This is a genomic window from Rhodocytophaga rosea, from assembly GCF_010119975.1.
In the GTDB taxonomy this organism is placed as follows: domain Bacteria; phylum Bacteroidota; class Bacteroidia; order Cytophagales; family 172606-1; genus Rhodocytophaga; species Rhodocytophaga rosea.
In genome coordinates this window covers 4,290,495-4,306,405 of record NZ_CP048222.1, presented here as the reverse complement: position 1 = coordinate 4,306,405, position 15,911 = coordinate 4,290,495, and the positions used below count along the sequence as shown (strand labels likewise).

The window sequence follows — 15,911 nt, the reverse complement described above, 5'->3', positions numbered from 1 at the left end:
AAATACTAATTTTTACTGTTTATAGAAATTACTGCTCATATTCCCCATCAGTTAATAGCATATTTGTGACAGGCATACCAAAAGATTATTGCTGATGAAGGGGAGTGGGAGCTTTTTTCTGGTTGATAAGGACAATTGCCTCTGCACCTGTTTTCTTCCATTGTTGCTGATACATTTTCGGTGCAGGAATAACGGAAAAAACAAAGGAGCCTAATACTATATCTAAATCATTATCATCATCTACATCTCCTGCCTCCATGGTAAGCCACCTTCCTCTGGATGCATTTTTAAAAGTATATGGCTCAAACGTTAACTGTCCTTTATTTTCAAAGTATATAAAACCTTCATCAGGGGCATTTTCATAATCAGGGAAAAACGATATGGCACTCATATCAAGGTCACCATCTTCATCAAAATCACGGGCCAGTACCTTCGATGCACCATATAAGGGATAAAACCATTCTTGTCGAAATCTGTTCTTTCCATCATTCAGGAAAATGCGTACCCCATGATAATTTTTTAATGAATAAGAATAATCAGCATTATCGCCATTTGTATATACTATATCTATAAATCCATCTGAATTGAAATCTGCCAGTTCAAAATCGCTGGAACCGTATACAGGAGGGAAACGCAAAAGGGCTTTTTCTTCAAAATATCCTTCCCCCCGATTAATATAAATAAATATACCTTCATTCCCCTGCGCCATCAAAGTCATAATATCTGGTTTTCGGTCATTGTTTATATCAACAATAATAGTCTTAAGCGCCCCAGGTGCCTGCTTTAGTATATGTTCCTTATATGCACCATTTTTTAGTTGCTGAAACCAGACCAGCTTGCCAGTATAATTACCAAATTCACAGATGACTTTATCCTGCAAACCATCATTATCCAGATCGGCAGTTGATATATGAACCGGCCTCGAAAGGCTATCTAAAATAGTGTGCGTAGCTTTCTTTGTTGTGGCGGGCTTTATCGCTACTAGTTTCCCGGCTTGTAGTTCATTAGGGTCCATTTTTCCCATCGTTAACACATATGGCTGATGATCCGGACCATATGTTATATCTGAAGCAGGGCTATCTAATAGAAGCGAATCAGTGATTTCGAAATGATTATTAAGCGTATACAACCTATTTTCCCGGTTACCCAAAAACCATAATTTCTTTGCAGGATTATATTTAACCATGGTAATAGCTGGTGTTTTTGCCGGAAACAATTTCGTCTCTGTGGGTAGAAAAGCATGCCACTCGCTTTTAACAGGATTTTTTTGCATTTGCGGCAGAGGTTTTTCAGGCGCTAAACTTATATAATAATTGACTATTCTATTCCAGGTAGCTGAATCGACAATAGGTTGGCTCGGAAACACCATTGATTTTATAATGAGCCGTATTTCTTGGGAAGAAAACTGTTCGTAAGGGTTATCTTTTAATGATATAAACCCTAAACGCATAGCCATTTGGGGCAATACACCTTTTTGCCAGGTTTTTTTATCCAGAAGTTCCGGTTCAGGAAAAAGATGGCAACTTCCACAAATACCCTGTGCCAATTGGCGGTCATTTAATGTGTGGCTTGTAGCAGATATGATCTTTAAAGAATCAATTCGCGATTGTTCGCTGGTGAAGGTTTCTTTTTTAGAAGTACACGAGAAGAGACTAAATAAAAATACAATTAGTATACTAGCACAATTTAATAGGAACCTAAACTCATAACTAAACTTCTTCACACGATTAATTTTGTATCAAATGCAGGTTTGAATGAATAGGATGCTTCATTCATAAGCAATTTAAGTAATTTAAAACTCTTTTGACTGGAATTTTGCTACAAGATCGTAGTGCATGCACATTCCTATTCTTTATATAAAAAAACAGGTCAGGTAATTATACCTGACCTGTTATAATGAAATTGTATTAAATAAAATTAGAATCCAGGATTTTGAGTTAATACATCTTTGCCTTGCAGGTCAATCTGGCGTTGTGGAATGGCCAGATATTCGTCCTGGTTCGAGCTAAATACAGCCTGCGGACCACCAAATTGCGAAGGAATTTTACTTGCCTCATAAACTAAGTATGGGTTCAGCACCTGCTCAGCAATGCCCCAACGTACAAGGTCGTAGAAACGATGCCCTTCCAAAGACAGTTCCAGCTTACGCTCAAAACGAACAGCGTCACGGGCGTAATCTTTTGTCCAGCCAGCAGGATACTCACTAATTACATAGTTTGCTGCGTTGGTGCCATCTGCCTTCTTCTCAAATGTGTCGGGATTGGCAGCACGTGCGCGTACCAGATTCACATAGGTACGGGCTTTTTCCAGATCTCCTATCTCTACTTCTGCTTCCGCAGCCATCAGCAGCACATCTGCGAAGCGGATAATCATGAAGTTAGTGGCCTGGTAACCAGGTGTCCAGCCGCTGGCATCGCGGGTAGCATATTCATTCTTATCCAATGCATACTTCTCCTGCGTATATGGTCCGGCATAGTTCTGATCACGAATCCATCCTTTACCTGGATGATTGCCCCAGTCTTCAAAAGGAAGGCCACGACGGCCAATTGTATGATCGATACGGGGATCAAGCGGACCCTGATCTGGTGTAAAAGCATCGCTGGATGCCAGACCCTGATCCGTTTTTAGTTCATTAGCACCGGTACGGTATGATCCGTCTAATAAAGGTAAACCATTGGCCGTACGATACGAAGCCGCCAGGTCGAAACTTGGCTGAAAGAAGCCACAGCAGTCGCTGCCAGCCTCTGAGCCAGCCGCTGTGCCGTAAGGCTGTGCCATAGCTAGTTCATGAAGCGAATTGTTAGTGCTGCTCCCGCCTCCGGTTGCCTGATAGGCAAAGATCGATTCCTCTGAGTTTTCATTTTGTAATGTAAACATGGCATCAAAATCCGGAAATAAGGCGTATTTCTTACCATTGGTAGTTTTTCCATTGGCAATGATGTTATCGAATAAAGCCTTGGCTTCCACAAATTTTTTCTGGAACATGTACGCCTTGGCAAGATAAGACATGGCTGCCCATTTATTGGCTCTACCTACTTCAGTATGCGTTTCAGGCAGGTTATCCACTGCATATTGAAAATCAGCTTCGATATTCGGCCAGATGTCAGTATTGTTGGGTACCTTAACAGTTTCGGCGATGTTTTTTGTTTCATCTACCCATGGAACCATCTTAAAATCTTTCCGCAATTCAAAGTAAAAGTGTCCCCGTAAGAAACGCGCTTCAGCCGAAATACGCGTTTTGGCATCAGCTGGAACTGCGTCAGCCTTGCTTGCGACAGCCAGAAGAGCATTTGCACGCGCTACGCCTTCAAACGACCCCATCCATTTGTTGTTCAATTCTCCATTATTTGTCTGTGCTTCAAAACGTTCTATAGGAGTCATTGAGGTGAAGTCACCAGAGTTAGAGCCTTTGTTGGCATCGCCACCTCTAATACTTCCCCATAGCCAGTTAACTGAACCGCCATGCCATTCACCGCCTCCGCCTGAACCGTCTAACTGGGAGTATACCCCAATCAGCATACCTTCAAGTCCTGCCTGGGTATTCAACTGTGCATCTGTTATCTGACCTGTTACCGGCACCTCCAGAAATTCGTCCTTACAGGCAATTGGACCAAACACTATAATACCAATTACAGCGAAAGTTCTAAATATTTTTTTCATAAATCGTATTTTTTTGAAGTATGTGGTTAGACGAAAGATGATCATCCAACCACATACTGTTTTGTTTAGAAGGTAAGATTTAAACCGATGTTATAGCCACGGGTGATGGGGGCGTTACCTACATCAATACCCAGTGTAGTATCTGCCGCACCAGCTACACCCGGATCCAGACCTGAATACTTGGAGATGGTGAACAGGTTAGTGCTTTGCAGATATACTCTTGCTCTTTCAAAACCAAACCGATCCAGCAGATTATTTGGCAGTTTATAAGCCAGCTGCAGGTTAGTCAGACGTGCATAGTTCCCATTCTCTACATAGAAAGAGTTTGATTGCGTGTTGGTGCTGAAGTTCGAGGCATCCTCGAAAATCGGCACTGTATTACCGCCTCTTTCAAATGTGAAAGACTCTTTTACGGCTGTGCTGTAGGCTGTTCCGGTAAAGGAAGGATAGAAGTTGTTATACCATTTGGAGAAGTTGTAGTTCTGTACCCCAAGGAAAGTTTGCAAAAATGCAGTCAACTCTAAGTTTTTATATCCCAATACGACGTTAATCCCTCCGTTGAACTTAGGTACCGGGCTACCCAGGTAGGTACGGTCATCTATGGTGATCGCTCCATCGCCGTTGATGTCCCTGTAACGGAAACGTCCCACAGCTTTACCATCCTGTGTAGGAGCTGCATTTACTTCCTCCTGGTTCTGGAAAAGGCCTACCACATCATAGCCGTAGTATGCTGAGATAGAACGGCCAATCTGGTTACGGATAGGAATAATGCCCCGGAACGCAGGACTATCAAAGTATGGTACTCCTGGTGCCAATTCTACGATTTCATTATGCAGAAAGGAGCCTGTCAGTTTTACTTCGTAATTAAAGCTTTCCCCACGTGTACCCCGGGTAGTCAACTCTATATCAATACCCTGGTTGCGCATTTTAGCGATGTTGACTGCAGGATCAGCTGCCTGAGGACCTACTACAGCTGCTGTCTCCAGAGTGTAAAGCAGATCTTTGGTATCTTTTCTCCAGAAATCAACCACTACATCGAGTTTTCCATCCAGAAATGACCCATCAAGCCCGATGTTAGATGTAATGGATGTTTCCCATTTGGCAGCAGGATTTCCAATCCGGCTACGGTAGAACCCCGAAGTAGGTGCTGCATTACCGCCGCCAATATCGTAGAAAGAAGAACCTAGGTCGGCCTGATACAAGCTAAACTGGTTATCGGACCTCAGGCCTGCGGTGTTCCCCATCATTCCATATCCCCCCCGTAGTTTAAGATCCGTTACAAAAGGTACGCTTGCCATAAAACTCTCTGATGAAATACGCCATGCAGCAGATACGGCTGGGAATACTCCATAACGGTTTTCAGGACCGAAACTAGAAGCACCATCACGGCGCAATACACCAGTTAGAATGTACTTATCATTGAAGATATATTTGGCCTGGCCAAAAACAGAGAAGAAGTTTACGCCATTGAAGTAGCCGCTATTCACTACCCGGTTGCCGGTAGTAGTCAGGTTAACGTAGTTCGGATCACGCGAAAAAGGCGACTGGCCAGTACCATTGATATTTCTTCCAGTACCAGTATTCAGCGATTCTATACCGCCCAGCAGGTCGATAGAATGTATACCAAACTTTTTATTATAACGAGCTGTGTTGGTAAACACCCAATTGAAAGAATAGCTGCCAAATTCATTGTACGAATAGGTGGACTGATTTTCTGAGTTTTCGTAGGAGGGTAAATTGTAATTTTTACCGTAGCTTGAGGAAAGTCCTCCTCCAATGCTACTGCGCAAGGTAAGGTCCTTGATAGGATCTACTTCCACATAAAAGTTTCCAAATACGCCAAACCCAAAGGGGCCATTGCCCTTTGCCCTATCACGGGCTGCAACCGGGTTACGCGGATTGTTGAATCCTTTCGCTTGCGTTCCAGCGTAGCCACCGAAGGCATCGTACACCGGAATGATAGCTGGCATACGGAAGGCATCCAGAAAATTATTTTCTTCATTGGCAGCACCACGTCCTCCTTCAGCCCCTGTTAGCCCTTGCCGACGAAGATAAGTACCCTGGAGTGTCTGCCCAAAGCGTACTCCCTTAACTATTTTATGTTCAGAATTAACACGGAGGGCATACCGCTCGAATTTTTGGTGAATAAGAACACCTTGCTGGTTCTGCATGCCCAGACTGACATAATACTTGCTCCGATCGTTGCCTCCGGAAAAACCTAATGTATGGCGGTTGAGCAGGGCAGGACGGGTAATGGCATCCCACCAGTTAGTACCTGCTTTATTAGCTGGCATTACCAAATATACGGCGCCTAACCGGGGATCATTATTATACTTGGCTCTTTCTGCTTCGAGATTAACAGCACTAGCTGGCAATCCGAATTGAGTGCCTACCATGAGGTAATCGGGCAACACTGGGCCATTGGGATCGCTGCCGAACTGGTCAGTTTTGAACAGATCATTATATGCCTGACTACCTGGCGTAAGACCCAGTTGTGTCGCTGTATTACGCTTCGCCTGCCATATCCAATCTGCCTGCTCCTGTGGATTCAGAATGTTTTCTACTTTGCCAGGCATAGTTACCCCAAACACCCCATCGTAAGATACACGCATTTTGCTTTCGCTACCTTTCCTGGTGGTGTAGACAATTACTCCATTGGCTGCACGGGCTCCGTAAATAGAAGCCGAAGCTGCATCTTTCAGCACGGTAGTAGTTTCAATATCATCTGGATTCAGGAAATCAGTATTAGTTACCGGTACCCCATCTACAACATATAAAGGCTCATTACCACCGAATGCACCAAAACCCCGGAGACGCACCACGCTGGTTGTACCAGGCTGGCCATTGGTGATAACCGTTACACCCGGCACACGGCCTTGTAATTGTTGTTCTACGTTACCAGAAGGCACGGCTACCAGTTCTCTTGATTTTACAGTAGCTACGGCACCAGTAACATCCCGTCTGTTTTCTGTGCTATACCCCGTTACAACCACTTCTTGCAATGACTGAATATCTGGTGCTAATTTAATGTCAATTGTGGTGCGGCTACCTACAGCTACCTCTTCAGTAGTATATCCAATAAAGCTAAAAACCAGGGTGGCATTATCTCCTGGTACTGAAAGGGTAAACCCCCCATTCGGATCTGTAATAGTTCCTGTGGAAGTACCTTTTACTACTACGTTCACCCCTGGTAATGCAGAGTTGTCATCGGCAGCAGTAACTGTACCCTTGACAGTTCTGCCCTGTGCAAACGTCTGCATACTGACTCCAAAAAAGAATAATGCGGCAAATAGAAAAGTAATTTGCCATCCGGACATACTATGGCTCCTTTCCATATTATGCCCTCCATACATCCGGCGAGCAGAAGATGGCTTCTGCTTCAGACCAGGCTGTAATGATTTGTAATCGTTACTCATCATGTTTTGTTTAAAGGTTTAATAAATTAAGAGTGAAAAAATTAAAGTTTGCTGGCACTAATCGTTTAAAAGCATTTTGTCAGATTACTCAATAGTGTAGTTTTATTCATATTAGTTTATCCGCCAAATTAAATAAAATATATAAATAACACAATTTATTATTAATTTTTTATTTTATATCGGAAATATTATATTTATTAATAATGCATAGGATTTATTATAATTGATAACATACTGTTTAACAGGCACTTATTTACTATTAGTTGACAGATAACATTTTATAGAGAAGCTGAAAATTTATATTGTCTTTATTTGGGTTTTTGTACTATTTTTAGTGTATATACATTACTAGTTTCAATTAAAAATTCTGTTAAACCAGTAAGTCGCTGTAAATAACCTAAATAAAACCGCAGTTTAGCCTCTAATTAACAAATCGCATTCGGAAAACTAAACTACACTTACTTATTCGGATATATCTAGCCTTTATACATATAAGTAACGGTTTTATGTAGAAATATCAAACAAAAAGGGTCAAACTTATTAAAGTTTAACCCTTGAATATGCTTAGTAAAATAAAATCCAGCAATTTCAACTTATCTGTAGCAAACCTGCTCTGCGTAGTAAAGCATCGGGTGAGGGAATTTTGCCTCTGAATTTTTTATATAACTCCATCGGATGTTCGCTACCACCTGCAGAAAGAATGTATTTGCGGAATAAGGAAGCCGTTTGTGCATCAAAAATTCCTTTTTCCAGGAAAAACTCAAAAGCATCGGCATCCAGTACTTCTGCCCATTTATAACTATAATATCCAGAAGCATAGCCGCCGCCAAAAATATGATTGAACGAACAACTGGTATTGCTATTCTCGACCGGAGGTAATACTTGTGTAGATTGTAAAACAGCTTGTTCAAAATTGCCTACACTGATGATACTATTGGGTATAGTAGTATGCCAGGCCATATCCAGCTGGGCTAATCCTACCTGACGTACGGCATTATATCCAGCTAAAAAGTTAGCGCTTTCCTTTATTTTTTGTATATACTGTTCAGGTATTTTCTCTCCGGTTTTATAATGCCGTGCAAACAAATCGAGGCATTCTTTCTCATATACCCAGTTTTCCATAATCTGAGATGGCAATTCTACAAAATCCCAGTATACATGGGTACCGGATAAGCTTTCGTAGGTGCTGTCAGCCAATAACCCATGTAAGGCATGGCCAAATTCATGGAACAGCGTAGTCACTTCATTAAAGGTAAGCAGCGAGGGTTGCTCAGAAGTAGATTTAGTAAAATTACATACAATAGAAATATGCGGACGGTGATTGATGCCATTCTCCCGGAACTGGCCTTTATAAGAGGTCATCCAGGCACCGCTTTTTTTGCCGGCGCGGGGGAAAAAATCAGTATATAGCAAGCCTACATATCCGCCATCCAGATTGCTTACTTCATATACTTTTACATCCGGATGATATACTGGAATTTCCGGGTTCTCCTTATATAATAGTCCATATAATTTACCTGAAACTTTAAATACGCCTTCCAGCACATCTTCCAGCTGGAAATAAGGTTTCAGCAATTCGTTATCAATGGAAAACTTTTCTTTTTTGAGCTTTTCAGAATAATAGGCAAAATCCCAGCGTTCCAGTGGCTGAGGGCCACCCAGCCTGGCAGCATAGTCAGATAGTTCTTGCAACTCACGTAAAGCGGCCGGTTTTGCATGTGAAAGCAAATTTTTCAGGAAGTCTTCTACTTGTACCGGCGATTCTGCCATTCGTTCCTGCAATACATATTGTGCATAGGTTTCAAAACCCAATATGTTTGCCCTTTCGTGCCGCAGTTTTACCAGTTGTAAAATAATTTCCTGGTTATCATTTTCTCCGCCCATAAAATTCCTGGAAGCATACGCTCTGAAAAGCTGTTCACGTAAAGAGCGATTATCGGCATAGGTCATAAAAGGAATATAACTGGGCAGTTGCAATGTAAAAATCCAGGTATTTTCTTTTCCTTTTTCCCTGGCTGCCTGTGCTGCTAAGGCAATTGCACTTTCTGGTAAACCAGCTAAATCTTTGGCATCCGTAATTTCGAGTATGTATGCGTTAATCTCATTCAACACATGTTCACTGAATTGCAGAGAAAGCCTGGATAATTGCTCATCAATTTCCCGTAGCCTGGCTTTATCAGCCGCATTTAACCCAGCCCCATTCCGGACAAATCCCTTATAGGTTTTATCTAACAACATGGCTTCTTCCGTATCCAGATGCAGACTTTCTTTCTGGCTATACACTTGCTCAATGCGGGCAAATAAAACTTCATCGAGCATAATATCATTAGAATAGGCAGAAAGCAGCGGAGAAATCTCTCTGGCAAGCTGCATGAGTTCAGGACTGGTTTCAGCTACATTGAGGTTGAATAGTACGCCGGAGACAATACTTACTCTCCTGCCAGTATGCTCAAGCGCTTCGATCGTGTTAGCAAAATCAGGGGCGGCCGGATTGTTTTTTATGAGTTCAACTTCAGATTTGGCTTCTTGAATGGCAGATTGTATGGCCGGTAAGTAATGCTCGTTGCGGATCTGGGTGAAAGGAATGGTTTCAAAGGGTGTATCAAAAGTGTTAAGTAAGGGGTTCATGTGGTTTTATTTTTTCAGGTTATCCTACAAATATGCAAACATTTACAAGGAATGTAAATAGCTTATTAATTACTTACGCCTAACTTTTATTAGTAAAAATCAGTTCAGATTGTTCATTTCCTGTAATTTCTATCGATTTATAAAACGGCACTCAACACATCCCATACATTTTCGGCCAGAATTTTTTGCCCGGCAGCATTGGGATGGATGCGGTCATAGAGGTTGAGTTGTGGATTTCCGGCAACCCCTTTTAACAGAAACGGAATATAAGCCATTCCATTGCGGCTGGCTATTTCTACAAATACATTATGAAAAGCGGCAATCATGGGTTCGGCAATAAAACCAGATAGCTCCCTGGGAATAATGCTTCTGGGAATTTCCATACCGGCCAGTACCATCCGGCACCTGGGATGTGTACTGCGTACTTTATCAATGATCTGCTGCAAATTAGCCGAAGTCTGAGGCGGAAAAATTCCTCTGGGCAAGTCGTTAATACCCAGTTCAAGCAGAAATACATCTATAGGCTGATGCAGATATTGTTCTATCCGCTGAACTCCTTTGGCTGAGGTTTCGCCATTTACACCAGCATTGATCACCTGATAAGGTAAATTGCCGGCATTAATTTTCTGTTGCAACAATGCCGGATAGGCTTGTGACGAAGACAAACCATATCCGGCAGTAAGGCTATTTCCAAAACAAAGGATTGTTTTAATTCTTGGCGGCATGCGTACTCATTCTCTATAAATGTTATTCCAACGAACAACAGATGAAGAAAGTTAGCCTGACTGCCACAATCAATATACTATAGATTAATGTATATTATTTATAGATGCAAATTTCTTAAGCCATTGCTTTCTGAGATGGAAACATTTTCACTAAACGGCTGTACATCCATTTTCTGCCTTTAACTTCTACCCATGTATAAGTAATATAAGCCGACAGAATTGTAGCCCCAACCATAGCTGCCATCATAATTATTTTTACTTCGAGGGCTAAATCAGTAATCGCATACGTCATCATCTGGTACTTCATCCATATAAAGAATACATTCATCCATAGGCCCTGCATCATATACACTGAATAAGAGATATTTCCCACTGCCTGCATAAACGCTTTGCTCATAAACCAGCTCACCCTTCCCTCATTGGCAGCTCCACTTATAATTATCCAGCCAAAAAATGGTATCAACAGCACATCATGCAGGTGAACATGCATCAGCAGCAGTACAGCCATAGCAGCCGTATAAAAGCTGATGTCTTTACGGATAAATTGTTGAACAGCCTTGTTGAGGTAGATCTGGTATAATACAATGCCCAGCGTAAACTCAGTCATACAGCGGAAAATGCCCGGACCCCAGGTAATATCCAGGCTTTGTTTGGGATGGGTTTCTACCAGTAGAATTAATGCCATGATGGAAATAATAGATAACAGTAGTGCATTCATCCGTTTTTTCCGGTGTAGCAGAAAGAATAATCCAATGGCTAACATATACGTCCACCATTCGGCACCAATCGACCAGGCTGGTATATTCCAGGTAAAGCCATAATTCCAGGTAAAAGATTGAAACATGAATAGATGTACCGGAATACCCTGCCAGGGATAAAAAGGTATTACAACAGGCACCATCTCCTCCAGATACATATAGAGAATCACTATCAGCGGTAAGTGTACCAGCATGGAAAATACATGAAGCGGATACAGCCTGGCCAGCCGAGCAGAAAGATAATTCCAAATCTGAAGTCGGCTGGCTCCATTTCTGAATTGTTCGCCATATACATGGGTCATAATAAAGCCACTCAGCAGAAAAAAGAAATCTACCCAGACGTAGCCTTTTAATAACAGCATAGAATCGTTTGCATCAGTAATAGGTTGCAGGCCGGATATGCGTAAAATAGCTTCAAAATGATAAATAACTACCCAGATAGCGGCTATACCCCGTAAAGAGGTAAGCACTGGCATATAAGTTGAAAAACGTGGTTGCATAATTATTTTGTTTACACAAAAGTATTGCAGGATGCCCCTGAATGAGATATGCAAAAAGCACAATTATGTATGCAAGAGGTATTTTTATGAAGTCATCCAAAGCTTGGATTTAGTGATTTTATGGGCACATTTGCAGGTATAGACGAAAATAGGCTATGAAAAATAAAGTAATTATCATCACCGGCGGCTCTTCAGGAATTGGCAAGGCTTGTGCAGAAGTGTTTGGTGCCGCAGGTGGAAAAATTGCAATTACCGGACGTAATGAGCAAACTTTACAGGAAGTTGCTCAGAAACTTTCCAGCCAGGGAATTGAGGTTCTACCTATAGTGGCTGATGTGAGCATAGAACAGGATTGTATCCGGATGATAGAAGAAACGCTGAAGAAATTCGGGAAGATTGATGTGTTGATTAATAATGCTGGTATCAGCATGCGGGCTTTATTCAACGACCTGGATCTGGCAGTTTTCAAGAAGGTAATGGATATTAATTTTTATGGTACAGTGTATGCCACCAAATATTGCCTGCCGCATATTCTGCAAAGCAAAGGTTCAATTATTGGTATTTCTTCTATAAATGGTTACCGGGGCACCCCTGCCAGAACGGCTTATAGTGCTTCAAAATATGCCATGCAGGGCTTTATGGAATCTCTTCGGACGGAAGTAATGAAAAAAGGCGTACATGTTCTGGTGGCTTGCCCTGGATTTACTACGTCTAATATCCGTAATGCTGCTTTGCTGGCAGATGGCAGGCCGCAGGGAGAATCGCCGAGAGAAGAGGCAAAGATGATGAGTGCTGAAGAAGTAGCCAGACATATACTAAAAGCTACCCAGCAACGGAAACGGGATATGGTACTTACAACCCAGGGAAAACTGGCGGTTTTTCTGAACAAATGGATTCCAGGCATCATGGATACGATCGTATACAATCAGATGGCTAAAGAAAAAGATTCCCCTTTTAAATAATTTCTTCCATTAGAATTCTAATATGCAATAAATGAACAAGGGATAATGAAGACAAGCTCTTCATTATCCCTTATTTTATATTTACTCTACGGAAATACTTTTATATCTATTTTTTCTGCTCCATAACATTGGCATCTGCCTGCGCTTTGGCTTCCCGTTTGGCTTTTTTGCGGAAATATCCCCTGAGCAGGAAATTATGCTGAAGTGCTTCCATGTTTTGGTCAAGCTTCTGGGTGCTGGTTTCTACATTGGCCATCGTATTTTTTAGCTTGGCCGCAAGCTCCTGGTCATTCATTAAAGCGCCAATGGCATTATTCTTATCATTCAGTTTTCCGCTCACCTGGTTAAAATTATCGGTCATTTCCGCAGCGGCGGCAGTGGTTTTTTCGAGTTTGGAAACAGAAGTTTTCAGAGAATTAAATACAATGGTATCGGTTAATAATTCGTTGGCCAGGCCACCTTCGGTATTCAACTTAGCAGAAAACTTAGCCAAAGCACCAGAAGCTCTGGCGGTGTTATCAGATACTTTCTGAAGGCTGGCAATCATGGTACGCAGGTCATCTTCCAGGGTAGAATCGGTAAGCAAAGCACCTATAGTACCTTCTCCCTTAGCAATTCCAGAACTAAGGCTTTTAAAATCGCTGGTAATGGCTACCAGGTTTTTGTTGTTTTCCTGCAAAGTAGCCATCAGGTCGTCGGTATCCAGGGCAGCTATAGTCTGTAAATGGTCACCATCCTGCACTTCAGGCACTGTGGGACTACCGCCATCAATGACAATAATCTTATTTCCGATCAGGCTTTCGGAACTGATTCTGGCTTTGGCATCTTTATGAATATATTTTTTGATATCTTCATGGATGTTCATGGCAATTTCCACCTGAGATTCTCCATAAAAATCAATACGTTTCACAGTACCAATTTTTACTCCCGAAAACCACACATTATTTCCTACTCCCAGACCGGCTACATCGTCAAATACAGCTTTGACAGTAACACTACTCTTGAATTTCTGCTGTTTACCAGCCAGGGTAAACACACCAGCCACAAAAATGGCTATACCGAGGAACACAAATATGCCCACTATTACGGAACGTTTATTGTCTGCAGCTTTCATCTGAACTATTTTTATCGTGAGGTGACGTTGATGTCGTTTGAATTAAAAAATTAAAATATGTATAAATTAGAATATTATTGTTTATGAATGATCAGTATATGCTTCTTTATTTACAATTTTGTTTAATAGTAATTTTACATTGATTTCGTCGAACTACTGTTTCTCTGTTTACCAGCTTCCCATCAGCTTTAGCACGCAAAGCATTAGGCTTAGTTGCATTTATTCTATAAAATTGTAATTATAAAATAATTTCACCCGCTCATCATTCTTTTCAAATACTTCCTCGAAAGTACCCTGGTACTGAAACTGTCCATCCAGCAGCATCACCAGGCGGTCGCCAACGCTTTTAGCGCAGGTTAAATCGTGGGTAATAATGATAGAAGAAGTATTGTAACGTTCCTGTACCTCATTAATCAGGTTGTTGATATCCATACTGGTAATGGGATCTAACCCGGCTGTGGGTTCGTCATACAACATAATTTCAGGATTTAGGATCAAGGTACGGCCTATTCCTATCCGTTTGCGTTGTCCGCCGGAAAGCTCAGAAGGCATCTGGTTAATGGTTTGCGACAAGCCAATGGCATCCAGCGTTTCTTCTATCCGGCTATCGATTTCTTTGCGGGTTATATTCTTCACATGCCGGATGAGTGGAAATTCCAGATTCTCCCGTACCGTCATGCTATCATATAAAGCACTGTTCTGAAAAGAAAAACCGAGTTTCAGCCGCAGTTCGTCTAACTCCTTGGGCATGATCTTCATGATATCACTTCCCAGCACATTGATGTATCCCTCATCGGCTTTCAGCAGGCCAGCAATGATTTTAATTAATACTGATTTACCAGTACCTGAACGGCCCAGTACCACCAGGTTTTCGCCCTGAAATAAATCCAGGTCAACACCTTTTAACACTTCGAAATCATCAAAGGCTTTTTTCAGCCCTCTGATAGATATCACTTTGTTGTTTTTATCAATTTTTGAATGTATCTTTTTCATAAACCGCTAGCTCACATAGAACGGAATGCATTGATAACCTGAAGGGAAAGTAATTCTTCGATAAAAATCAGAAACATGGCTGTAACCACCGAAGCATTTGCTGCTTTTCCTACCCCTTCTGTTCCCTTGGAAGAATTATACCCCTTATAACAGCCTACCATTCCGATGGTAAATCCAAAAATGAAGGATTTAATTAGTGACGAAAAAATATCCAGGAAGGAGATGGCACCGAATACCTGATCAAAATAGGTAGCAAAGCTGGTCAGTTCATGTTGGTGTACATTTACATACGATCCGATAAGCCCGACAAAAATGGTGTACATCGTTAACACAGGAATCATAAAGGTAGTGGCTAGTACCCGGCTTACCACCAGAAATTTGAAAGGATTGGTTGCCGAAACTTCCATCGCATCTATCTGTTCGGTTACTTTCATGGACCCTAGTTCTGCACCAATATTTGAACCTACTTTTCCGGCCGCAATCAGGGCTGTTACCAGCGGAGCCATTGCCCGGATGATAGCGATGGCCATTAGAGAAGGCAGCCAGGAAGTAGCCCCAAATTCCGACAGCGAAGGTCTGGACTGATTGGTGAATACAATACCTATGATAAAGCCGGTCAGCGAAACCAGCGGAAGCGAGTTATAACCTACTTCATAACACTGTTTGATTACCTCTTTAAATTCATAAGGTGGCACGAATACTTCCCTGAAAAAACGGGCTACAAATCTATATACATCATGCAGGTTCATAAACATCCGGTCCAGTCTTCTGGTCAGTACAAATTTCCTGGACCTGGGCATATCTGTTTTAGTTTCGTTGGAATCCATGAGTTTTTAAATAATAAGCTTTTATGCCAGCAGATTACTAGTAGGCTGTGTAGCAAATACCAGTCTTTTGCCAGTGGAAGAACTATCGGCTTAAGTATCTGGCAGCATTGCCATTCCGAATTGTAAATTATGAAAAATTGGCCTTAGAATCTGTGTATGGGATAGTATACTCGTACGGAGTGTAATAGTTACATAGAAGATTAAAAGCAGCATCAGGCAGCCTGTAATGAATTATTTAACCAAGGAAAATTCTTTCTTACCTTCTTGATTCCTCACACTTCTCTTCAGGCATTAGACGTCCAGTCGCAAAATGCAAAGAAAAAATTTC

The 15,911-nt window shown here is 41.7% G+C and carries 10 protein-coding genes; 1 reads left to right on the top strand and 9 read right to left on the bottom strand.

What is annotated here, in order from left to right:
- Positions 1-85: 85 nt before the first annotated feature.
- The 6 genes from GXP67_RS17800 to GXP67_RS17775 form a co-directional block, all read right to left on the bottom strand.
- Positions 86-1,546 carry an FG-GAP-like repeat-containing protein gene (locus tag GXP67_RS17800; protein ID WP_162444372.1) on the bottom strand — a complete coding sequence of 487 codons (1,461 nt, stop codon included), beginning with the start codon at positions 1,544-1,546 and terminating at the stop codon, positions 86-88.
- Positions 1,547-1,917: 371 nt separating this feature from the next.
- Complete coding sequence (locus tag GXP67_RS17795) at positions 1,918-3,660, bottom strand: RagB/SusD family nutrient uptake outer membrane protein (RefSeq protein WP_162444371.1); 1,743 nt, start codon at positions 3,658-3,660, stop codon at positions 1,918-1,920.
- A gap of 65 nt (positions 3,661-3,725) precedes the next feature.
- On the bottom strand, positions 3,726-7,079 hold the full coding sequence (locus GXP67_RS17790) for a SusC/RagA family TonB-linked outer membrane protein (protein ID WP_232065259.1): 3,354 nt from the start codon (positions 7,077-7,079) through the stop codon (positions 3,726-3,728).
- Between the two features lie 585 nt (positions 7,080-7,664).
- Positions 7,665-9,704: a M3 family metallopeptidase gene (locus tag GXP67_RS17785; protein WP_162444370.1), complete on the bottom strand. Its 2,040-nt coding sequence runs from the start codon at positions 9,702-9,704 to the stop codon at positions 7,665-7,667.
- Between the two features lie 137 nt (positions 9,705-9,841).
- The gene (locus tag GXP67_RS17780) at positions 9,842-10,429 is read right to left on the bottom strand and encodes an arylesterase (protein WP_232065258.1); all 588 of its coding nucleotides are present in this window, start codon (positions 10,427-10,429) and stop codon (positions 9,842-9,844) included.
- 115 nt (positions 10,430-10,544) lie between these two features.
- Complete coding sequence (locus GXP67_RS17775; protein WP_162444369.1) at positions 10,545-11,687, bottom strand: acyltransferase family protein; 1,143 nt, start codon at positions 11,685-11,687, stop codon at positions 10,545-10,547.
- A gap of 155 nt (positions 11,688-11,842) precedes the next feature.
- Here GXP67_RS17775 and GXP67_RS17770 point away from each other — a divergent pair, with 155 nt between their 5' ends.
- Positions 11,843-12,649, top strand: coding sequence for an SDR family oxidoreductase (locus tag GXP67_RS17770; protein WP_162444368.1), 807 nt, complete (start codon positions 11,843-11,845; stop codon positions 12,647-12,649).
- 106 nt (positions 12,650-12,755) lie between these two features.
- On the opposite strand, the gene GXP67_RS17765 is transcribed toward GXP67_RS17770, so the two are convergent.
- The 3 genes from GXP67_RS17765 to GXP67_RS17755 form a co-directional block, all read right to left on the bottom strand.
- Positions 12,756-13,763 (bottom strand): MlaD family protein, encoded by a 1,008-nt coding sequence (locus GXP67_RS17765; protein ID WP_162444367.1) that lies wholly within the window; start codon positions 13,761-13,763, stop codon positions 12,756-12,758.
- Positions 13,764-13,982: 219 nt separating this feature from the next.
- A complete protein-coding gene (locus GXP67_RS17760; RefSeq protein WP_162444366.1) occupies positions 13,983-14,756 on the bottom strand; it encodes an ABC transporter ATP-binding protein in 774 nt (257 codons plus the stop codon).
- 11 nt (positions 14,757-14,767) lie between these two features.
- Positions 14,768-15,583 (bottom strand): MlaE family ABC transporter permease, encoded by an 816-nt coding sequence (locus tag GXP67_RS17755; protein WP_162444365.1) that lies wholly within the window; start codon positions 15,581-15,583, stop codon positions 14,768-14,770.
- Positions 15,584-15,911 lie beyond the last annotated feature (328 nt).